Raw genomic sequence first — 21,438 nt, 5'->3', positions numbered from 1 at the left:
GCAGCATTTCGATTTCGCTATTCTTTCCGCTCTAAATTCAAATGATCTTTATCATGGCAACGCTGTCGCCGGTGTGTCACTTCTGTTCGACTCCCATTGACCGAACGGATGTTTGGAAAGCGTCACCGAATCTCGTAACCCTTCCAACAAAAACGGGAAAGATCACCAAAAGAGACGGTAAATTCTAATTCCTCGCGGCCTCAGGCTAGGACTCAGTATAAGAGGAGTATGTTCGTAGTCTACTGATAATTAGAACAATTTGAGTCCATGGGTCCCATAAAAGGTCATCGCTGACTGGGTAAAAACCCGTATATGCCAAAATCCTTTCTTCGAAGCATGTCCACCTGCATGGACCACTCTTATTGTGGGCACATATGCTGTATCAGTAATTTTACGCGATCTTAAAGAAAGATCAAAATCCTCAAAATATAAGAAGAATTTATCACTGAATCCGCCTGTATCTCTTAAAGTAGTGCTTCTAAAAAACATGAAACACCCGCTCACGATGGGCGGGTTCCAAAAGACTGCGTTCTGCGTTTCAGCCTGCAATTCATATCGCGCTAATCGTGCTGAGAAAAGCGAGCGAACTATCTTGGGTGCAAAGCCTCTTATGATTAAGTCAAAGATAGCTGGGTAGCGTTTACATAGATATTGTCGTTGCTCATTCGGCCAAGCGGCATAAGGGCTCAATAGTCCACAATTTTCATTGGTTCTCATAAATGCAAGTGCATTTATCAGCGCATCAGGATCGAGTTGGATATCTGGATTGAGAATGAGATGAAATTCACCCATCGGCTGCATTGCGAGGTTATGAGCCCGGCCAAAGCCGATATTTCCTTGACCTTCAATTAGTTTAACTGGCAATTGTGGATAGTAACGCAGCAGAAAAGAGGCGACTTCTTTACTAGAGGAGTTATCCACAATTGTGATTGCGAAAGATCTGGGCGCGAACGTCTTCAGTGCAATTTTCAGGCTGTCCAGTGTTTTTTTGAGTTCATCAAAGTCAGGATTAAATGTAACGATTGAAATCGTTAGCAATGGCTGCTTATTGGTTTGAGGATCAGCAGCTGAAACACTATTGGTCATTCTTTGAATTCTCGGTTCGCTAGGTAGCTCCGGCTGTCGTCAAATCGAAGCCATCATCTTAGGCATATTATGTGCTTATATGAACGAAACGAAAGAAGTAAGATGATAGGAAGTGAAAACGCATGAAGGGAATTATTCTGGCTGGCGGCAGCGGTACGAGACTGTACCCTTTAACAATCGCAGTCTCAAAGCAAATTCTGCCGATATATGATAAGCCGATGATCTATTATCCGCTTAGCGTCCTTATGCTAGCTGGAATTCGCGAAATCCTAGTCATCTCGACACCACACGATCTGCCACTTTTTCAAAAACTGCTTGGTGACGGTTCTGATTTCGGTATCAATTTTTCTTACGCTGAGCAGGCATATCCTAACGGTCTGGCTGAAGCCTTTATCATTGGTCGAGACTTCATCGGCGGCGACAGCGTAGCCATGATCCTTGGTGATAATATCTACTTTGGTGATGGTCTTTCGAAACTGTCACAACTCTCTTCTCAGCCAATGAAGGGCGGGACTGTTTTTGCTTATCGTGTCGATGATCCACAGCGTTATGGTGTTGTCGAATTTGATAGCAAAACCGGAAAAGCTGTTTCCATTGAAGAAAAGCCTGAGAAGCCCAAATCTCACTGGGCTGTCACAGGTCTTTATTTTTATGACAATCAAGTGGTTGATATCGCACATTCTATCAAGCCGTCCGCGCGCGGAGAGCTAGAGATTACCACAGTCAATAATGTCTATCTCGAACGAGGTGAGTTAAACGTTCAGCGTTTCGGACGCGGGTATGCTTGGTTGGATACAGGTACACACGACAGCCTTCACGAGGCGTCATCCTTCGTTCAGACTATCGAAAAGCGACAGGGTATTAAAATAGCTTGTCCAGAGGAGATCGGTTTGGATAAGGGGTGGCTGAGTAGTGAAACCGTGCTGGAGCGTGCATCCAAGCTGGGCAAAACTGAATATGCAGCTTACCTGCGTCGACGTGTTGATGAATTAGGGAAAGATTAATGCAAATTCGCCCTTTAGGTTTAGATGGGGTTTTTGAGATAATTCCGCGAAAGTTCGGTGATGATCGTGGTTTTTTTTCCGAAACCTACAAGATCGAGGCGCTGCGTACCCGTGGTATTGATCTTAATTTTGTTCAGGATAACCATTCGTATTCTGCAGCAAAGGGCGTTGTGCGCGGTCTTCATTATCAATTGCCACCATTTGCTCAGGATAAACTACTGCGCGTTATTCGCGGTTCAATTCTGGATGTTGCAGTTGATATCCGCAAAAGCTCATCAACTTTTGGCAAGTGGGTAGCACAGGAAGTTTCAGCCGAGAAGTGGAACCAAATTCTGGTGCCGAAGGGTTTCGCGCACGGCTTCATCACGCTCGTTGAGAATACCGAAGTGATTTACAAAGTGACGGATTATTACTCTCCGGAGCATGACCGCTCAATCCGGTTTGATGATCCCGCAATAGGCATCAATTGGCCTATTCCAGCAACTGGTGTGCAATTGTCCGATAAGGATGAGAAAGCCCCGCTGCTTGCCAACTCAGACGTTTTTGATTGAGGAATAATATGAACATTCTTGTTACGGGTGGTGCCGGTTTCATTGGTTCTGCGGTGTGTCGCTATCTGGCCGCTGATCCCAAGGTCAACGTCATCAATCTCGATAAGCTGACCTATGCGGGCAATCTGGCCTCACTGCGCCAGATTGAAAACCATCCGAATTACAGCTTTCTTCAGGCTGATATCTGCGATGACACTGGCGTTCTTGAAGCCTTGCGTGCCAACGAAATCGACGTCGTCATGCATCTGGCTGCGGAAAGCCATGTCGACCGTTCAATCGATGGTCCTGGCGCGTTCATTGAAACGAATATTGTCGGCACGTTCCGCCTGCTCAATGCGGCGCTCGCCTATTGGCGGGAACTGCCTGAGCCGCGCAGATCGGCTTTCCGTTTTCATCACATTTCAACGGATGAAGTGTTTGGCGATCTGCCTTTCGATAGCGGTATCTTCACGGAAGAAACACCATATCAGCCATCATCGCCTTATTCGGCGTCGAAAGCAGCATCCGATCATCTGGTGCGTGCCTGGCATGAGACCTATGGGCTGCCGGTCGTGCTGTCCAATTGCTCGAACAATTATGGGCCGTTCCATTTCCCAGAAAAGCTGATCCCATTGGTCATTCTCAACGCGCTCGATGAGAAGCCTCTGCCAGTTTATGGTGCAGGAGCGAATGTGCGTGACTGGCTCTATGTTGAGGATCACGCACGTGCGTTGGCATTGGTCGCGACCACGGGCAAATTGGGTGAAAGCTACAATATTGGCGGGCGTGCGGAGCGCACCAATCTGAATGTAGTGGAAACGATCTGCGCGATTCTCAACAAGAAGCGTCCGCGCGCAAACGGCAAGAGTTACGCCGATCTGATCACATTTGTGACGGATCGGCCTGGACATGACCGCCGCTATGCAATTGACGCTTCAAAGATTGAACGTGAATTGGGCTGGAAGCCACAGGAAACCTTCGAGACAGGGCTTGAAAAGACCATTCAATGGTATCTCGATAATGGTTGGTGGTGGGAGCCGATCCGCAGTGGCAATTACGCGGGTGAACGGCTCGGTAGCGCGGTGGCAAAAGAGACCAAGGCATGAAAATCGTTGTCACCGGGCGAGAGGGACAGCTTGTCCAGAGCCTTTTGGAAAGGGCAGCGCAACAACCCAATCTGCAAGTGATTGCACTGGGTCGCCCGGAACTGGATTTGACGAAGCCCGAAACCGTGCGCAGTGCCATTGAGGCGCTCAAGCCCGACCTCGTTGTCTCCGCTGCCGCCTACACGGCAGTGGATCTGGCTGAGGATGAGCCTGAATTAGCCTTTGCGGTGAATGCAACTGGCGCGCAAGCAGTTGCCGAAGCGGCAAAGGCCTGCGGTGCTCCTGTCGTTCACTTGTCGACGGATTATGTTTTTTCGGGTGATACCAGCAAACCATATGTCGAAACGGATATCACTGGACCTCGCAGCGTCTATGGAAGCTCCAAGCTTGAAGGTGAGCGTCGGGTAGCGCAAGCCAATCCAAAACACATCATTCTAAGAACGGCGTGGGTCTATAGCCCCTTCGGCAAGAATTTCGTCAAGACGATGCTGAAGCTGGCGGAGACGCGCGACGCTATTTCCGTTGTTTCTGACCAATGGGGCAATCCAACCAGTGCACTCAATATCGCAGATGCGATTATTAAGGTGGCAGATCATTTAACGGCAACGCCCAACTTTTCCGCCTATGGCGTTTACCACTTGGCGGGTACGGGTGACACGAACTGGAGCGGCTTTGCGCGCGCCATATTTAGTGAGAGTGCCGAACTTGGCGGACCGACGACGACTGTTACAGATATTGCAACAGCTGATTATCCGACCAAAGCCGTGCGTCCTGCCAACTCACGCCTGTCGACTGCGAAATTCCAGGAAATCTTCAACTGGTCTGCGCCTCATTGCCACTCCTCACTGCGGAATGTTGTGGCTAGACTAGTATAATATCATATCGCCAATTTGTCCGTTTTCGGTCCCGGTCTCATTTCGATAAGCTGCTATAACTTTGACAGATCGAGGTTATCGGCTCTACATCGTCGCTTTACTTTTAAAGGACTACCTGGGTCTCAAAACTTGATGATGCCTAAGACGCCCTGATTGCAACGGTTTTTGTTTTCCACTATCCCAACTATTAAATACGACTAGACCGGAGCACCCTATGTGTGGAATTATCGGCATTATTGGCAATAACGAGGTCGCACCGCGTCTGGTTGATGCGCTGAAGCGCCTTGAATATCGCGGTTATGATTCTGCCGGCATTGCCACGCTCCAGAATGGTAAGCTCGATCGCCGTCGTGCGGAAGGCAAGCTCGTCAATCTCGAAAATCGCCTTACGGGCGAGCCACTTCCCGGGGTAATCGGCATTGGCCACACGCGTTGGGCCACCCATGGCAAGCCCGTTGAGCGCAACGCGCATCCGCACATCACCGCACGTCTGGCTGTGGTGCATAACGGCATTATCGAAAACTTTGCTGAACTGCGTACCATGCTTGAAGCCGAAGGGCGCAAATTCGAGACCGAGACTGATACCGAAGCTGTCGCGCACCTCGTGACGCGCGAGCTGGAAAAGGGCAAGTCGCCGGTTGAAGCCGTGCGTGACAGCTTGCCATTGTTGCAGGGTGCTTTTGCACTTGCTTTCCTGTTTGAAGGCGATGAAGAAACTCTGATCGGTGCGCGTCAGGGACCGCCGCTGGCTGTCGGATACGGCGAGGGTGAAATGTTCCTTGGTTCCGACGCCATCGCGTTGTCACCATTTACTGACACAATTGCTTATCTGGAAGATGGCGATTGGGCTGTGCTGACACGCAAGAGTGTAACCGTCTATGACGAAACCAATGCCGAGGTCGAGCGCGAGGTCCAAAAATCACAGACTGCAAATATGTTGGTGTCGAAGGGAAATCATCGCCACTTCATGCAGAAGGAGATGTTCGAGCAGCCGGAAGTTATTTCCCATACGCTTGCAAACTATCTCGATTTCACCACCGGAAAAGTGCGTGAAGAAGCAGTCGGCATTGATTTCAGCAAGGTTGATCGTCTGACCATTTCTGCCTGTGGCACCGCTTTTTATGCAGCCTCAGTTGGCAAATACTGGTTCGAGCAGATTGCGCGTTTGCCGGTCGACAGCGATATTGCATCGGAATTCCGTTATCGCGAAATGCCGCTTTCAAAGGATTCGCTGGCGATGTTCGTTTCGCAATCCGGTGAAACGGCTGATACTCTGGCTTCGCTGCGCTATTGCAAGCAACAGGGCTTGAAAATCGCCTCTGTGGTCAATGTGACCGGCTCGACTATTGCGCGAGAATCGGATGCTGTGTTTCCCACGCTTGCCGGTCCTGAAATCGGTGTTGCTTCGACCAAGGCATTCACCTGTCAGCTCTCGACCATGGCGTCACTTGCAATTGCTGCCGCAAAGGCGCGCGGGGTGATTGACGACAAACGCGAGCAGGAGCTGGTGCGCCAGCTTTCCGAAGCGCCGCGTTTCATCAATCAGGTGTTGAAGCTTGAAGACCAGATTGCGGCAGTTTGTCATGAGCTGGCCAAAGTCAATCATGTGCTTTACCTCGGTCGCGGCACGTCCTTCCCACTGGCGATGGAAGGTGCGCTGAAGCTCAAGGAAATTTCCTATATTCATGCTGAAGGCTATGCGGCTGGTGAGCTGAAGCACGGACCGATTGCGCTGATCGATGAAACCATGCCGGTAATCGTCATTGCACCGTCGGATCGTCTCTATGAGAAGACTGTATCCAACATGCAGGAAGTGGCAGCTCGCGGCGGTCGTATTATTCTGATTACTGATAAGAAGGGTGCAGCGGCAGCAAGTCTTGATACGATGGCAACCATCGTTCTGCCTGACGTGCCAGAATTTATCACGCCGCTGGTCTATGCTCTGCCGATCCAGATGCTGGCTTATCACACCGCAATTCTTATGGGTACTGACGTCGATCAGCCGCGTAATCTCGCGAAGTCGGTGACGGTTGAATAGCAACCAATCTGATCGCATTAGTGATCGAACAGTTATGGAATACCCGGCATCGCTCAAGGGGCGTTGCCGAGTTTTTCGCTCGTGCAGGGAAAATTTCCGCCTGTGCATGGGTAACACCCCCATATGTAACGGAGCTCAGCAGTAGAATTTACGCAGCCTGTTTCAGTTTCTGTACGGGTGTGCTGCCGCCGATGCCCATATTGGGCCGCTCGTTGTTGTACGTCCAGAGTATCCTTCTTGTTCAAGCCATTCATGGAGGACAGTCGGTTATAGCCTTTGATTGAAGTTGAACGGTGCCCTCCAGATGGAATGGTTGCGGTGATTGAGAACCCAGACCGGACAGGTGATGGTTAATGGGTTGCAATTGTAAAAATCTTATAAGTTAAACGCTATTCGGCTGTGGATCGGATCTGATCAAAAACTTGCCGCGCGAATTCAAATTGCCGTGCTGTTCCGCGCCCCATTGAATTTTTCCCCAACGTTTCCGTGAGAATGCCGCGCTGAACGAGCAGATCCATGGTCTCAATCACTCCGCCGCGCGTCATCCCGGTAATTTTTATTACGGAGGCGAGCGTTAAGGGCTCATGAGCCTGATGCATCATGTAGAGCACGTTCAGCAACCCAATCTGCTTGATGCGTGATTGCGGCGTCTCGTCTTCGAGTGGCTTTTCCAGGATTTCCCGCAGGCCAAAATGCGCGAGAGCCTGATTTTGCCACCGTTCACTTAAATTGCTTGCCATTCTTTTAACTATCTATTATTTGCATAGTATGACGTTGAGGCACACCGACTTCCGATAACGTGCCCAACAAAAAATCGGAGGATGGGAGGCATGAACAGCTTTCTCTTTCGCAGTGCAGTGGCAAGTTTCGGGTTCGTGTCATCATATCTCAGTTTTGGTCAAAGCGCTCATGCTGACGACTGGGGCTGCCAGGTTATCCTGTGCTTATCCAATCCCGGTGGGCCGATGCAGTATGGAGCATGTCGCCCGCCGGTGCAAAAACTATGGCGTTGGCTGGCCAGAGGCAAGTCGTTTCCCACCTGTAGCGGAGTCGGGTTTCAAAGTTCGCGCCCGCATTATGAACCTCTTTATTGCAATGACGGGTACAGCCTGACCGTTACCTATTCAGATAGGGCGCGTGAAGCATCCTGTGTTTCCACTTCCAGGCAGATTGTGAACAAAAGCCTGTGCAGGCATGATCGCGATTGGCCAAGGAGCAGCAATGAACAAATCACGGCTGCACAATGGCGATCTGAAAACGGACAGCTGCAGTGTACGGGCTACGTAACAGCGCGCCCGCTTGTGCGCGAACAGCCGAACTATATCGATGTGACGATTGACGGCGTTGGCAAGCAACGGGTGTGGTTTTGATGATGCCAATTCCTTTTGTCGATCTTGCCCAGAGCTGCGCGCCGATGATGGCTTCTGAAACACTGGCTGGCATTGTCAGTCTGGAAAGCGGCTTTGCACCATTCAATATTCGCATCAACAGTGGTCCTCCATTAATGGAGCAGCCGGCATCGAAAGCCGAGGCGATAGAAATCGCCACAACACTGGCCGCCGACCATCAGGATATCCAGCTTGGTCTTGGCGGGATCCGCATCGATGATTTGCTGAAACTCAAGCTCTCAGTTTCTGACGCGTTCGATCCATGCGCCAATCTCCAGGCCACAGCGACCTTGCTTGAGGACTATTATCGGTTTGCCATCAGGATCGGTGACGACAAGTCGATGGCTGGGAAGGTCATGCTGCAGTCGTTCTACGGTCGTGGCGATCCTTCCATCGGTGCACTGGTCAAATATGACAGCCAGGTCCGGCGCGAAATCCAACGATTGAAGCCAACAATAGCCAAATTGACTGTTGGCGTCTCTCAGTATGGTCGTGATCAGATGCAAACTGCGGTCACGCCGAACGTCGTCGCGAATGTTGTGGCTGAGAATTCCAAGGAGGAGGACGCCTCCGACGAGGCTGTACCTTTGTGGGATGTGTTCAGCAGCCGGCGACGGTCTTCGATCCTGGTTTTCCAGAATAAGAATGGAGCAGAATGAAATGAACTATCGTTCTCGTATGCGTTCAGTTGCAGCTTCCGCAACAATGTCATTCATTGTGGTGGCAGCCTTCGTTGAACCCGCCTTTGCTCAAGCTGCCGGCATTGAATCGATCCTTCAAAATGTTGTCGATATGCTGACGGGCAATATTTTCAGGCTGATAGCGACGATAGCAGTGATCATAATCGCGATCGCCTGGATGTTTGGATATATGGACCTGCGGCGCGCCGGTTACTGGATCGTCGGTATCGGGGTGATTGCAGGCTCCTCTGAACTCGTCAACACAATCGTCGGGAGCTGACCGGATGATGACGGCAGGGTCTCCGCTTGCAGAGGACACGTTGTTTATTGCCTGTACCCGGCCTGCAATGTTTGCAGGCGTCACGATGGAGGCGATGGGGATCAATGTCATTGCGACGACGATCTTCTACCTCGCAGCAGGTTCAGTCGCCTATGCGCTTGTCGGCATCGTGTTTCACTTCATCTTCCGCGCGCTCGTCAAGCATGACCACAACATGTTTCGCATCGTGCTTGCATGGGTAGAGACACGCGGGCGATCCCGAAACACGTCCCATTGGGGCGGCAGCTCGATCTCTCCGATGAAGCTGTCGCGTCGGTTTGATGAAAGGGATCTTGGTTTTGCCTAGCGTTGCAACGTTGAAATCCCGGGAGCTTGGCCCGGAGACCTTCATCCCCTATCTGCGCCACGTTGACGAGAATATGATTGCGCTGGAGTCACGAGCGCTGATGGTGATCATTGCACTCGACGGCGTTTCGTTCGAGACCGCAGATCTCCTGGATATCAATGCCCTGCATCGTGATCTCAATACGCTTCACAGGAACATTGCTGATGAGCGGCTTGCGCTCTGGACGCATTTGATCCGTCGACGCGACAACAGCTATCCCGACGGAACCTTTAAAGCGCCGTTTTCAGCCCAACTCAACGAAAAATATCGCGACCGCATGATACGCGAGGATCTGTTCCGCAATGATCTCTATCTCGCAATCGTATGGTCGCCACCGCGCGATCCTGCAGAAAAGGCGGCAAAGCTGCTGTCACATCTCCGGCGTACCCGACGGGCAGGTATAGAACTCGATGAGGAGGCAATAAAGCAGCTCCGCGACAAGGTTATCGACATTACGGCGGGCCTGAAGCGGTTCGAGCCGCGGGTCCTCTCGCTCTACGAACAGGATGATCTGCTATTTTCTGAGCCGAGCGAAGTTTTACACCAGCTCGTCGGCGGACGATCGGAACCGGTTCCGCTCACCGAGGGGCGTATTGCATCTGCGATCTATTCCGATCGTATCATCGTCGGTCGCGAGACAATAGAAATTCGGCATGAGGCTGAGAGCCGTTTTGCGGGAATGCTGAGTTTCAAGGAATATCCCGCCACGACCAGACCCGGCATGCTGGATGGTGTTCTAACGAGCCCTTTTGAACTGATCCTCTCACAGTCCTTTTCCTTTGTCTCAAAGGCTGATGCCCGGACCATCATGGGCCGCAAGCAAAACCAAATGCTGAGCAGCGGAGATAAGGCAGCTTCGCAGATCGAAGAACTCGATGACGCGATGGACGATCTGGAATCGAACCGGTTCGTTCTTGGTGAACATCATCTGTCCCTTGCAGTCTTCGCTCCAACAGTGAAAAATCTGACTGATCATCTTGCCAAGGCACGCGCCAGTCTGACCAATGGCGGTGCTGTCGTAGCGCGTGAGGATCTCGGGCTGGAAGCTGCCTGGTGGGCGCAGCTTCCAGGAAATTTCAGATATCGAGCTCGGTCCGGTGCCATTACCTCACGCAATTTTGCAGCGTTCTCGCCGTTCCATTCTTATCCGGTCGGTCAGAAAGACGGCAATAAATGGGGCGCTGCAGTAGCCCTTTTGAAAGCTGCATCCGGCTCTCCCTACTATTTCAATTTCCATGACAGTGATCTTGGAAACACGTTCATTTGCGGCCCGTCTGGTGCCGGCAAGACCGTGCTTTTGAATTTCATGCTTTCGCAACTCGAAAAACATGATCCGCATGTTGTGTTTTTTGACAAAGACCGCGGCGCCGACCTTTATGTGCGCGCGGCAGGCGGCGTCTATCATTCGCTTAGGAATGGCAAGCCGACCGGCTGTGCGCCGCTGAAAGCGCTCGATCTGACACCGGAAAACAAGATCTTCCTGGCGAACTGGGTTGGGAAGCTCGTCGGATCGGGGACACGGGAATTATCTGTCACCGAATTGCGCGATATCGCTGCTGCAATTGACGGACTTGCCGATTTGTCCGTGGAACAACGCACGATCGGTGCGCTTCGGACTTTTCTTGACAATACGAACCCCGAAGGGATCGCAGCCCGGTTGCGCCGATGGGAGCGGGGAGGCCCGCTTGGCTGGGTCTTTGACAATCCAAGCGAGGATATCGGTTTGGGGGAGTTCGGTGTTGGCGGAAACATGGTCGGTTACGACATGACCGATTTTCTGGATAATGAGGAAATCCGCACACCCCTGATGGCCTATCTGTTCCACCGCGTCGAGCAGCTGATTGATGGTCGGCGCATCATCATCGTCATCGATGAATTCTGGAAAGCGTTGCAGGATGAGGATTTTCGGGATCTGGCGCAAAACAAACTGAAGACAATCCGCAAGCAAAATGGCCTGATGCTGTTTGCAACGCAAAGCCCGCGCGACGCAATCAATTCGCCGATCGCCCACACCATCATCGAACAATGCCCCACGCAAATCTTTTTGCCAAATTCGCGGGGCAGCCATGCGGATTATGTCGACGGATTTAAGCTGACAGAGCGTGAATATGAACTGATCGCGCGCGAACTTTCCGTCGAAAGCCGACGTTTTGTCCTGAAACAGGGGCACAAAAGCGTCGTGGCGGAGCTAAACCTCCATGGCTTTGACGACGAGCTCGCCATTCTTTCCGGACGCATCGCCAGTGTCGAACTTGCAGATAGCATCCGCGCGGAAGTTGGCGACAGGCTAGATGATTGGCTTCCGGTTTTCCAGCAACGAAGGAGTGCAAGCTGATGGCGGTAAACCGACCATGTGGAGCAGTAGTTGCTACCGCGATGATCTTCTCACTCAAGGCAGCTGGTGCGCAGGGGATTCCCGTCGTCGACCAGACCTCTATTCTAAAACAGATAGAGAGCATCACTCAGCTGAAATCCCAACTCGATGCGCTTCATCAGCAGATTGATCAGGCACAGCAACTTTATAGCTCGCTCAACAAGCTGACTGATATGGCGGATGTCGCCAATGTCTTGAACGATCCGGAGATACGAAAGGCACTGCCTTCAGATTTCGTTTCCATTGAAGGTCTGTTCAAAGGCTATGGATCAGGCAGCATCGGGCAATCCGCATCAAAATTTCTCGAAAGCAATTCTAGCTATCAAACGGGCGCTGATGATTTTTATGCGAAAGAGCTATCGCGTATCCAGAACAAGAATGCTGGTCAGATGAGCCTCGGTCAGCAGATCTATGATGCTGCAACGAAACGTATCGACGGTATTGACGAATTGCGTGAGAAAATCTCATCGACAGGTGACGCCAAAGGTATCGCTGACCTGCAAGCCCGGCTTCAGGCGGAACAGGCTTTTCTCCAGACGGATGTCCTGCGGATGGAGGGGCTGCAAATGGTGCAGCGCGCGCAAACTGAGGTCGATGAACAGCGCAAGGCGGAAGACTGGCGCCAGCGCATGGACAGTATGAAGGCGGCGCTGAAATGAGGGCGCTTGTTACCATGACAGTGCTTGGCCTTCTTGCCGGTTGTTCCGATGATATTGGCCCGACCTATACCGTCGAAGAGCTCATCCGAGATGAAAGTTTGCTGAGCCGTATTCTCACCGAATGCCGTAACAATCCAGGCGATCTCAGTGCCACAAGCAATTGTGTGAATGCACAAGCTGCGGATGGCAGGCTGCGGCTCCAGAATATGCGCGAAGCGCTCAGGAACTGATGCCATGTACCAGGTATTCGACTTCATCGACAGTCAGTTCCAGCGACCATTGGAGACGTTCGTTTCCGATGGTACATCAAACATTGCCGAATGGGTGACGGGCCCGCTCACTGCTGCAGTAACCCTCTATATCGTGCTTTATGGCTATCTGGTGCTGCGTGGTTCGGTTAGTGATCCGATCGTCGAATTTGTCTTCCGGGCCATCAAACTCGCGATCATCGTAATGCTGGTCAGAAATGCAGGCGAATATCAGACCTATGTCACGAACATCTTTTTCAATGTGCTGCCGCATGAAATCGCGCAGGCACTGAATTCTGGCGCATCACCAAGCGCCAGCACCTTTGACAGCCTTCTCGACAAGGGCCAGGCATCAGCAACAGATATCTGGTCACGCGCCGCCTGGCCGATCGATATCGTCACCGGTGTTGCCGGGATGATGGTGATTGCGGTGAGTTTCCTTGTCGCCGGCATCGGCTATGTGGTGTCACTATATGCGCGTCTTGCGCTTGCCATTGTGCTGGCGATTGGTCCGATCTTTGTCGCACTTGCCATGTTCCAATCGACCCGACGTTTTACCGAGGCCTGGATCGGACAACTTGCCAATTTCGTTATCCTGCAGGTCCTTGTTGTTGCGGTGGGTTCGCTGCTGATCTCGTGTATTGATTCAACCTTCACGACAATTGATGGCTATTCCGATGTCCTCATGCGCCCGATTGCACTTTGCGCCATCGGAATTGCCGCACTTTACGTCTTTTATCAGCTCCCCGGCATTGCATCGGCACTTGCTTCCGGAGGAGCGTCGCTTGCCTACGGATACAGCACGGCGCGTGATGCGCATGAAGGCATGCTTGCGCGTGGCACCGGGAGCACAGGACGTCTTGTTATGCGCACCGCTCGTCTGGTCGGGCGAACGGTTGGCTCCAGAGAAACGGGGGCATGACGCAAGCCCGTTCCACATTCTTGGCTCGATAACGCTCTCTTAAAATCAGAAAGGGTCCTCCCCAATGATCAGGCTTTCCCTGTTGCTTGCGATTGTGCTCATTTTGAGTGGCTGCGCTTCGCTGAGCTATCCCTTGCCGAAGTGTAATGGCTATTCCCGCCGTCCGCTCAATAGCTCGATGTGGCAATGGGAAGGCAAACGAAACCTGAAATCGCAGCAATCTAACGCGGGGTCGTCGGTTCCGGTCACGCCTTATATGGAGCATTCGAAGGGAGCCGCTGCCTTCGACCACCTCGACATTGACGGCTCCTATGGTCCTTGCGCGGAGTGAAGTCATGGTCTCAACAGATAATCTCAAGAGCTATTTTGAAAAGGCGCGCCGTTTCGACCAGGACCGGTTGATCCAAATTGAGCGATCGAACCGTATTGCCTGGTCGATTGCGATTGCCGCAAGCCTTGTTGCTGCCGTTTCGGTCTTTGCGATTGCCGGACTGACGCCGCTCAAGACCGTGGAACCCTTTGTTGTCCGGGTCGATAATTCAACCGGTATTGTCGATGTGGTTTCCGCACTGACATCGACGGCTGGCACCTATGATGAAGCGGTGACCAAATATTTTGCTGCAAAATATGTTCGTGCCCGCGAGGGATATGTCTGGAGCGAGGCGCAAGAGAATTTCAGGACGATTGCACTTTTGTCAGTGCAGGCTGAGCAGGATCGTTTTGCGGGCCATTATCGCGGCAGCAATCCTGAATCGCCGCAGGTCACTTATGGTCGCGCGGCGACAGCGAAGATCAGCATTGCCTCTATATCGCTGATCAACCAGAACGTCGTGTCTGTCCGTTATATGCGCACCGTGACCCGCGGCGATGACGTTCGCATGACCCATTGGGTTGCGACGCTCACTTTTTCCTACGCCAACGCGCCGATGACTTCGACAGACCGGCTGGTCAATCCGCTTGGTTTTGTGGTCAGCGAATATCGCTCCGATCGGGAGGCAATCGATTGATACGAAAAATCCTCATTTTCACAGCTCTCACTGTCGGAACCATTTCCAGCGCGCATGCGCTCGATATTCCACGCGGGGGCCCACAAGATAGTCGCGTTCGCTTCGTCAATTACCAGCCCTATAACATCACGAAGATTGTCGGCTCGCTGCGTTCTTCCGTGCAGGTGGAATTTGCAGCCGACGAGGAGATCGCGCATGTAGCACTCGGCAACAGCATGGCCTGGGAAGTTGCTCCTGCTGGCAATATCCTGTTTTTAAAGCCGCGCGAAAAGCAGCCGCTTACGAATATTTCCGTTGTGACGACAAGGCGTGATGGTTCGACGCGCAGCTATCAGATGGAACTGACCGTGCGCCACGGACCTGTGGAAGCTGGTCAAAACACTTACTTCTATGTGAAGTTCCGATATCCCGGCGATGAAGCAGAGGCCCGACGCCTACAGGCTCAATCTCGCGCCCGCGAAGCGCAGGCGAAGGCCGCCGACGATGTTCTGGCGCTTCATGAGGCTTATGGTCCGCGCAACTGGCACTATTCAGCGCAAGGCGCTCCGGCGCTTGAACCGCAGAGCGTCTATGACAATGGCAAGATCACGACCTTTGTCTTTGTCGGCAATCAGGAAATGCCCGCAATCTATATGGAAAATTTTGATGGTTCGGAAAGCCTGGTGCCGAAATCTGTCGATGGCAATCTGGTCATGGTCCACGCGATCAGCCGCAAGTTTATTCTGCGCCGGGGCAAGGATGTCATTTGCGTTTTCAACGAAGCTTATAACCGCGTAGGCATCAATCCCGATACCAGTACGACGTCGCCCTCGGTCGAACGCGTCGTGAAAACTGATCAAGCAATGCAATAGGGGAGGGATATAGTCATGGCACAGGAAGAAGAAACCCATATTCCCGGTGAACGCGCCGAGACGACTGTCGGTCGGCGCATAGACAATAATCCGGTTCTCAAACGCGGCGCGGTCGCGCTCGCTGTCGTGGCGTTTGTGGGCTTTGCCATCTGGTCAACCTCGGGAAAGAAGTACAATGATGAGCAGACACGACCTAAGCGCATTGTCATTCGCCAGACCAATGATTTTGAACCGGTAAAGGAAAAGGCGGATCCGGTTGTGTCGGTTCCAGAGACAAAGGTGGCGCTGCCCACACCTGCGCTTCAGCCTGTTGCACCAGAAAAGGACGAATTGCTTGATTCCGCGCGGCGCGCACCAGTCATTGCCTATAGCCGGGGACAGAATAGTGCGCCGTCACGACAGGCAGCCAGTAATCAATCTGAATTGATAGATAGCAACTTTGTACCACTTACCAGCGACATGTCAGGTCAGAACCAGGCAAATAGTGATCGGCAACGCTTCGATGGTCTCGTGCGGCCGACGAAGCTTGAAGGCTCGCGTGCCGGTACGCTGGGCAATCGTGATTTCATTGTCGCGATGGGTACTTCCATTCCTTGCGTGCTGGAAACGGCGCTGGCCTCTGATCAGCCAGGTTTTACGAGCTGTGTGATCAATCGCGATGTTCTTTCCGATAATGGCCGGGTTGTTCTGATGGAAAAGGGGACGCAGGTTGTTGGGGAATATCGTGGCGGCCTTCAGCGCGGCCAAAAGAGGCTGTTCGTGCTATGGAACAGGGCAAAAACACCCAAAGGCGTGATTGTCACGCTCGCCTCTCCCGCAACGGATCTGCTCGGTCGTGCCGGCGTTGACGGCCATGTCGACACGCATTGGTGGGAGCGGTTTGGAAGTGCGCTGCTTTTGTCCATCGTCGGCGATGCAACGAGCTATGCCAACAGCCGTTTGCAGGACAGTGATGTTGATGCGCAAAAGACCGCGAGTGCTGGCCAGCAGGCGGCGGCAATTGCCGTGGAGCAGTCGATTAACATTCCCCCGACCTTGAACAAACACCAGGGAGAACTCGTCTCGATCTTCGTGGCTCGTGATCTCGACTTCTCTAGCGTCTACCGTCTGCGTGTAACCGAACCGAGGAACCGCATCTTCGACAGGGCGGTGCAGGGTGACTTTATTCCGGATTCGACGATCGTGACGAAGTAGGAGTGCTTGATGACGGAGGAAACCGATGCTGTCGTCGTTCGCGAACTGTTATCGCCACTTGCGATCTTCCTTGCAGACAAATCGCTCTATGAGGTGATTATCAATCGGCCCGGTGAGATACTTACCGAAGGACCAAATGGGTGGCAGGTCCATGATGCCCCGGACCTGACATTCGAAAAGCTGATGCGCCTTGCGCGGGCCGTTGCGACCTTTTCCAACCAGTCCATTGATGAAAAACGCCCCATTCTTTCGGCAACACTTCCAGACGACGAGCGCATTCAGATCGTCATACCTCCGGCCACTACCAATAGCACCGTCAGTATCACAATCCGCAAACCATCATCGGTGGATCTGGCGCTAACAGACCTTGAGGAAAAGGGATTCTTTTGTGAAGCGAGGCGCACTGGCGTCACATCATCCACACAGGATATGAAACTGGTTGAGCTATATCATGACGGCGCCTACATGCAGTTCCTGCGAGAGGCAGTCATTGCACGAAAGAATATCGTCATCTCAGGGGCGACGGGTTCTGCCAAAACCACGCTTTCCAAAGCTCTCATCAAGCATATTCCCCAAAATGAACGGGTAATCTCCATTGAGGACACGCCGGAACTGGTTATCCCACAGCCCAATCATGTGCGGCTTTACTATTCCAAGGGTGGTCAGGGTCTTTCGGGCGCGGGGCCGCGCGAACTTCTGGAATCGTGCCTGCGCATGCGACCAGATCGCATCCTTTTGCAGGAGCTTCGTGACGGAACCGCCTTTTACTACATTCGAAACGTCAATTCCGGGCATCCCGGTTCGATAACCACCGTTCACGCCGGATCGGCAGAATTGGCCTTCGAGCAGCTGGCAACACTGGTGAAGGAATCGGAAGCAGGACGTGACCTTGAACGTTCAGACGTGCTTTCCTCGTTGCGGATTGCCATCGATATCGTCGTGCAATGCAAACGCATCGATGGAACATTCAGAGCGACTGAAATCTATTATCAGGACGCAGTTCCGGGAGAACGGATTGTGCAAAGATCGCGATCTGCCTGCGACATGAACGGCGTTACTAAGCGCTACATTCACGTTGGCAAGTGATGACGTCCCGACTACACTTCATTTGCGAGCCCACGATGCAGAACGGGTGTCGAGGAGGGCTATACACCTGACGCTGCCTGCAACGAATGGACGGTGAAATGCTGGCCGGATGTGGGCAAAGCGCCCAGTCGTGGCCCGGCAAGCGCGAGGTTGCGAATTGGGTGGCCAGAAATGATTAGCCGCTTCATCGGGTACTCCACACCATTCCCGTTTTATGTCGCTCGTATAGACGAGGGTCAGCTTTTGCGGCCAACCCCTGACGGGGTAAGACTCGCCCGCATTTTTTGCAAAATTCGATTTAGTTTTCCCATGCGAGGCAGGCATTTTCACCTGCAGGCGGGCAAAAGTGCGCCATCACTTAAATATGGCAAATAGAATTTTGCAAAAAATGCGGGTGAGCTGACCGCAGCAGATCCATCGTCTCTTCGTGCGCCATCGGGAATGGTCCCGAGCAACCGAAGGAAACAGAACCGTGGCCACCACAATCGCAACCCTGACGCAGAAGACTGACGGTACTTTCGAGGGCGTCTTCGCCACCATCCGGGTCAATGCCCCGATCGCCATCGTCCCGAACGCTACCAAGGTCAGTGAAGAAGCCCCCGATTTCCTGGTTATTCATCGCCTAAGCGGTTTCGAGATTGGCGCAGGATGGAACCGTATCGCCCGTCAGACCGGTGAAGAGTACGTCTCCATAAAGCTGGAAGCTCCGGAAATTGGCGTGCTCTGCGGCAACCTCGCGCAAGCCCCGGGCGGTGATCCGGATAGGAAAGTCATCCTCTGGAATAACCAGAACTGAACCACGAATGGAGCCGGCCCCGAATTTCGGGGCCGACTTTACCAGGCCAGATCCCACGTTGCCAGGCTTCGCTTTGTTTTGTGCGAATACTGGAGCGAAAGCAGACATCGAACCTGCAACCTGCTCCTCACTGCCTGTAACAAGAATTAAGGAGAGCCTCAGGGACCTTGTCTTTCATCCCTGCATTCGTTTCGCCCGTAAAGCTCAAGAAACAGTGACATGACGTTCTCGTCGAGTTCGGATTGGTGCATCTTTGGCTGTTCGTTTGAGCCGATATGGAATGCTATTTTGGGTGTTCATTCTGATTGCGGAAGGCTTTGTTGGCAACTTGACTGGTATTTGAAGTTCGCTGATTGGTTCGCGCTGCCCGGTGCTGAATCCTGCAGCATTCAGTTGCTGCCCTCCGCTGCGCTCACAATATTCAGTGACTTTTATGTTTCCCCGCATTGACGAACCGGTTGACTTCTGCGGCCTCGTCCATTTCCTTTCGCCGGAAATAGATCGCACGACCGCACCGGATCGGACTGTGTCCTTGTACAATGATGATCTGCTCGTCTTTGCGCATTGATTGGGTGATTTCGTGTGGCATGATTAAGGGGCGACGCTGGAAACTGATGTTTTCAGATTTTCGCGACGCGCCATTATTTGTTTCCCAGCCAATACGACGCGAGCTTGCCTTTACTTCGACCGTCATGTCCCCGCATTGTGCGGAGACGTTGCGCGCGGTGTCGAGCGCCTTGATCGCGGCATAAGACACGAATGCACAGCCGTCGATCCATGACACAGCACCGTCCTTGCCGAAGTGGCGTTCCAGCTGGCCGACTGACTGGTACATCAGCATCATGCTGATCCCGTATTTGCGACCGCGATCGCGTGCTTCTTCCAGAACGCGCATATAGCCAAGCAAGTCCACTTCATCAAGCATGAACAAAGCGCGACGCTGGAATGTCCCATCCGCTTCGATCATTGCATTCATCAGTGAGCCGATGATCACGCGTCCAATTCCCGGATAAGACCGAAGGATGGATGCAGAAATATTGAGGAAGACATCTTTTTTGCCTTCAGCGATTTCTCTGGATTCGAAGCTGTCGCCACAGACGAGGGCTGCGTAATTGTCGAGCGAGAGCCACTGCGTGTCCTTGGATGCGGTGGAATAGACGCCTGAGAATGTCTGCTCTGTCATATTAACGAACACGCCAAGCGTTTCGCGAATGAAGGCCGAGCCTGAATGCTCTTGAACCTCTCGGAGCATTGCAAGTACCGATGGCTCTGGTTGAGAAACGATCTGACGCAGGCTGCGCAGATTACGCTGGCCAGAAAATTCTGGTGACAACATCACATGGGCCAGAAGCCCGGTTAGAAGATTATGTGCCTGGTTCTGGAAGTAGGAGGCGGTTGAACTTTCAAAGCGCGCGCTTTCCGACAACAGCATATGGGCGATGCCAACAATGTCTTCCTCTTTGTTCTTTGATGTCTCAATTGCGTCAAGGACATTGAAGCCCATGATCGGATTGATCGGATCGAGCACGATGACTTGGCGCCGGAGCATTTTCTCGCGATGTTTGATGACCATAGGTGCCACTTCGGTTGAGGGGTCAAGGCAGATGACCGGTCCGGTGTAGCGCAGCGCTGTCGGCACGACGTTACTGGTCGTTTTGTACCCACCTGACCCTGCGAAAAAAAGCATATGCGTTGAATCGAAGTCCTGCTTGTAGGTGAGGAGAGGGGCTTTTCCGCCATCTCCCCATGTGGAGCGGTCATTGGGATCAAACGGCAGTCCATGGACGAGTTGCTTGTCGACGCGATAGCGTTCACCGACGACGATTTCGCCATCTTGGGGAAAAAGTCGTGCCGCCGCCGACAGGGTTAGCCAGCCTGCATCACCAAAGACTGCACACCTTGCGCGTTTGACCGGTTGGGGTACGACGTTTGCGAAGCGGGCTGATACCGCGACTGCGAGAAAGCCAACTGCCGCACTTATGACTGCAATCATATCGAGGAAGGATAGTGCTTCTTCCCATCTCACCGCTCCACTCTTCACAAAGGGGGAGAGACGAGTGAACTCGCGCAGTGCGTAAAAGCCAGCCACGAGCAAAAAGCAAAGGACGTTTGCCAGGGCAATGGGTCTGCGTTGATGCAGCGGGAGCACCCAGACGATCAAGAGGCCGGTGAGTGATCCAAACACAAGCGCCGGCATGGGGGACGCGCGCAGGAACCAGTATTGCACTCTGCCTGACATGCCATTGGCCAGTTCAGACCAACGCCAGTTTGCAACATAAAAGAAAAAGCAGGAGAGGACGATTGGAACGAGAATGAGTAATACACTCAAACAGCGTTTTCCTCGTGCCGTCATTGGGCTGCATCTGAAACTGTAACATCTCCGCGCTCAGACACAGGGGATCGGAAAGCGATCTCGCCCAAATCCTGCAAGCGTTGATATTCTGTTGTTGCGGGTGACAATCTCGCCAGTTCCAGAAGTCCGCCCAGCAGGAATGCCCGATCGACATTTGATAAACTCGCACGAATGACGATACTACCGAGCAGGAATTTCTCTCGGGCCACTTTTTTGCGATCAGTTGCCATGAGGAGCCTCTGCCGCCGCTCCAATCTCGCCATTTGTCTGTTTATGCGGCCAAGCTGTTTCCCCATTGGTCCTCTTTGTTGGCGCTTTAGGAAATCGCGCGGCGATCTCTTCGAAGATGCGATCGATGTCCTCATCGCTTAGTTCCATTTCTGCTAATCCAGCCTTTGTTGCAGCACGCGCAAAGCGGTCAGCCGATTTGACTATCAAGAGTTTTCGACGTTCACGCAGCTTCTCGATTTGTGTGTCGATATCGATGATTGATGATTTGGATGCCATGACGTTTCGTCCTCCATATATCGATTTTATCCAACAGGTATTTAACTAATCAGAAAAAGATAGTAAAAT

The 21,438-nt window shown here is 52.5% G+C and carries 25 protein-coding genes; 19 read left to right on the top strand and 6 right to left on the bottom strand.

What is annotated here, in order from left to right; genetic code table 11:
• Positions 1 to 249: 249 nt before the first annotated feature.
• Positions 250 to 1,086: a glycosyltransferase family 2 protein gene (locus QBD00_RS10610; RefSeq protein ID WP_318579426.1), complete on the bottom strand. Its 837-nt coding sequence runs from the start codon at positions 1,084 to 1,086 to the stop codon at positions 250 to 252.
• A gap of 122 nt (positions 1,087 to 1,208) precedes the next feature.
• On the opposite strand from QBD00_RS10610, the gene rfbA reads away from it, so the two are divergent.
• From rfbA to glmS, 5 genes are all read left to right on the top strand, one after another.
• A complete protein-coding gene (rfbA, locus tag QBD00_RS10605) occupies positions 1,209 to 2,090 on the top strand; it encodes a glucose-1-phosphate thymidylyltransferase RfbA (protein WP_318579425.1) in 882 nt (293 codons plus the stop codon).
• On the top strand, positions 2,090 to 2,641 hold the full coding sequence (gene rfbC, locus QBD00_RS10600) for a dTDP-4-dehydrorhamnose 3,5-epimerase (RefSeq protein ID WP_318579424.1): 552 nt from the start codon (positions 2,090 to 2,092) through the stop codon (positions 2,639 to 2,641). The genes rfbA and rfbC overlap by 1 nt, the downstream gene beginning before the upstream one ends.
• 8 nt (positions 2,642 to 2,649) lie before the next feature.
• The gene (gene rfbB, locus QBD00_RS10595) at positions 2,650 to 3,726 is read left to right on the top strand and encodes a dTDP-glucose 4,6-dehydratase (protein ID WP_318579423.1); all 1,077 of its coding nucleotides are present in this window, start codon (positions 2,650 to 2,652) and stop codon (positions 3,724 to 3,726) included.
• Complete coding sequence (gene rfbD / locus QBD00_RS10590; RefSeq protein ID WP_318579422.1) at positions 3,723 to 4,601, top strand: dTDP-4-dehydrorhamnose reductase; 879 nt, start codon at positions 3,723 to 3,725, stop codon at positions 4,599 to 4,601. The genes rfbB and rfbD overlap by 4 nt, the downstream gene beginning before the upstream one ends.
• 214 nt (positions 4,602 to 4,815) lie before the next feature.
• Positions 4,816 to 6,639, top strand: coding sequence for a glutamine--fructose-6-phosphate transaminase (isomerizing) (gene glmS / locus QBD00_RS10585; protein ID WP_191793212.1), 1,824 nt, complete (start codon positions 4,816 to 4,818; stop codon positions 6,637 to 6,639).
• A 389-nt stretch (positions 6,640 to 7,028) separates the two neighbouring features.
• On the opposite strand, the gene QBD00_RS10580 is transcribed toward glmS, so the two are convergent.
• Complete coding sequence (locus QBD00_RS10580; protein ID WP_318579421.1) at positions 7,029 to 7,379, bottom strand: transcriptional regulator; 351 nt, start codon at positions 7,377 to 7,379, stop codon at positions 7,029 to 7,031.
• 90 nt (positions 7,380 to 7,469) lie between these two features.
• Here QBD00_RS10580 and QBD00_RS10575 point away from each other — a divergent pair, with 90 nt between their 5' ends.
• The 13 genes from QBD00_RS10575 (at position 7,470) to virB11 (ending at position 17,713) form a co-directional block, all read left to right on the top strand.
• Positions 7,470 to 8,009, top strand: coding sequence for a hypothetical protein (locus QBD00_RS10575; RefSeq protein ID WP_318579420.1), 540 nt, complete (start codon positions 7,470 to 7,472; stop codon positions 8,007 to 8,009).
• A gap of 2 nt (positions 8,010 to 8,011) precedes the next feature.
• Positions 8,012 to 8,686, top strand: a complete 675-nt coding sequence (locus QBD00_RS10570) for a type IV secretion system protein VirB1 (RefSeq protein ID WP_318579503.1) — start codon at positions 8,012 to 8,014, stop codon at positions 8,684 to 8,686.
• Position 8,687: 1 nt separating this feature from the next.
• Positions 8,688 to 8,987: a TrbC/VirB2 family protein gene (locus QBD00_RS10565; RefSeq protein WP_318579419.1), complete on the top strand. Its 300-nt coding sequence runs from the start codon at positions 8,688 to 8,690 to the stop codon at positions 8,985 to 8,987.
• 4 nt (positions 8,988 to 8,991) lie between these two features.
• Entirely contained in the window at positions 8,992 to 9,333 is a 342-nt protein-coding gene (locus tag QBD00_RS10560; RefSeq protein WP_318579418.1) for a type IV secretion system protein VirB3, read from the top strand.
• Positions 9,308 to 11,707, top strand: coding sequence for a VirB4 family type IV secretion system protein (locus tag QBD00_RS10555; RefSeq protein ID WP_318579417.1), 2,400 nt, complete (start codon positions 9,308 to 9,310; stop codon positions 11,705 to 11,707). The genes QBD00_RS10560 and QBD00_RS10555 overlap by 26 nt, the downstream gene beginning before the upstream one ends.
• Positions 11,707 to 12,405 carry a P-type DNA transfer protein VirB5 gene (gene virB5, locus QBD00_RS10550; protein ID WP_318579416.1) on the top strand — a complete coding sequence of 233 codons (699 nt, stop codon included), beginning with the start codon at positions 11,707 to 11,709 and terminating at the stop codon, positions 12,403 to 12,405. The genes QBD00_RS10555 and virB5 overlap by 1 nt, the downstream gene beginning before the upstream one ends.
• Complete coding sequence (locus QBD00_RS10545) at positions 12,402 to 12,635, top strand: EexN family lipoprotein (protein ID WP_318579415.1); 234 nt, start codon at positions 12,402 to 12,404, stop codon at positions 12,633 to 12,635. The genes virB5 and QBD00_RS10545 overlap by 4 nt, the downstream gene beginning before the upstream one ends.
• A gap of 4 nt (positions 12,636 to 12,639) precedes the next feature.
• On the top strand, positions 12,640 to 13,575 hold the full coding sequence (locus QBD00_RS10540) for a type IV secretion system protein (RefSeq protein WP_318579414.1): 936 nt from the start codon (positions 12,640 to 12,642) through the stop codon (positions 13,573 to 13,575).
• A 64-nt stretch (positions 13,576 to 13,639) separates the two neighbouring features.
• A complete protein-coding gene (locus QBD00_RS10535) occupies positions 13,640 to 13,906 on the top strand; it encodes a hypothetical protein (RefSeq protein WP_318579413.1) in 267 nt (88 codons plus the stop codon).
• 4 nt (positions 13,907 to 13,910) lie between these two features.
• Positions 13,911 to 14,582, top strand: coding sequence for a virB8 family protein (locus QBD00_RS10530; RefSeq protein WP_318579412.1), 672 nt, complete (start codon positions 13,911 to 13,913; stop codon positions 14,580 to 14,582).
• Entirely contained in the window at positions 14,579 to 15,433 is an 855-nt protein-coding gene (virB9, locus tag QBD00_RS10525) for a P-type conjugative transfer protein VirB9 (protein ID WP_318579411.1), read from the top strand. Before QBD00_RS10530 ends, virB9 begins: the two co-directional genes overlap by 4 nt.
• A 15-nt stretch (positions 15,434 to 15,448) precedes the next feature.
• Positions 15,449 to 16,627, top strand: a complete 1,179-nt coding sequence (gene virB10 / locus QBD00_RS10520; protein ID WP_318579410.1) for a type IV secretion system protein VirB10 — start codon at positions 15,449 to 15,451, stop codon at positions 16,625 to 16,627.
• Positions 16,628 to 16,636: 9 nt separating this feature from the next.
• Positions 16,637 to 17,713, top strand: a complete 1,077-nt coding sequence (gene virB11 / locus QBD00_RS10515; RefSeq protein ID WP_318579409.1) for a P-type DNA transfer ATPase VirB11 — start codon at positions 16,637 to 16,639, stop codon at positions 17,711 to 17,713.
• A 59-nt stretch (positions 17,714 to 17,772) separates the two neighbouring features.
• On the opposite strand, the gene QBD00_RS10510 is transcribed toward virB11, so the two are convergent.
• Positions 17,773 to 17,901, bottom strand: a complete 129-nt coding sequence (locus tag QBD00_RS10510) for a hypothetical protein (protein WP_318579408.1) — start codon at positions 17,899 to 17,901, stop codon at positions 17,773 to 17,775.
• Positions 17,902 to 18,185: 284 nt separating this feature from the next.
• Between QBD00_RS10510 and QBD00_RS10505 the strand changes: the two genes are divergently transcribed.
• The gene (locus tag QBD00_RS10505; protein ID WP_318579407.1) at positions 18,186 to 18,509 is read left to right on the top strand and encodes a DUF736 domain-containing protein; all 324 of its coding nucleotides are present in this window, start codon (positions 18,186 to 18,188) and stop codon (positions 18,507 to 18,509) included.
• Between the two features lie 421 nt (positions 18,510 to 18,930).
• Here the strand turns inward: QBD00_RS10505 and traG are convergent, their stop codons facing one another.
• From traG to QBD00_RS10490, 3 genes are read right to left on the bottom strand one after another with little or no spacing between them, the layout of a single operon-like run.
• A complete protein-coding gene (traG, locus tag QBD00_RS10500) occupies positions 18,931 to 20,862 on the bottom strand; it encodes a Ti-type conjugative transfer system protein TraG (RefSeq protein WP_318579406.1) in 1,932 nt (643 codons plus the stop codon).
• Entirely contained in the window at positions 20,859 to 21,092 is a 234-nt protein-coding gene (locus tag QBD00_RS10495; RefSeq protein ID WP_318579405.1) for a conjugal transfer protein TraD, read from the bottom strand. Before QBD00_RS10495 ends, traG begins: the two co-directional genes overlap by 4 nt.
• Positions 21,082 to 21,369, bottom strand: coding sequence for a TraC family protein (locus tag QBD00_RS10490; protein WP_134155697.1), 288 nt, complete (start codon positions 21,367 to 21,369; stop codon positions 21,082 to 21,084). Before QBD00_RS10490 ends, QBD00_RS10495 begins: the two co-directional genes overlap by 11 nt.
• Positions 21,370 to 21,438: the final 69 nt, after the last annotated feature.

This window comes from Ochrobactrum sp. AN78, assembly GCF_029909885.1.
GTDB classification, from domain to species: domain Bacteria; phylum Pseudomonadota; class Alphaproteobacteria; order Rhizobiales; family Rhizobiaceae; genus Brucella; species Brucella quorumnocens.
This window is presented reverse-complemented; position numbering and strand designations above follow the sequence as displayed.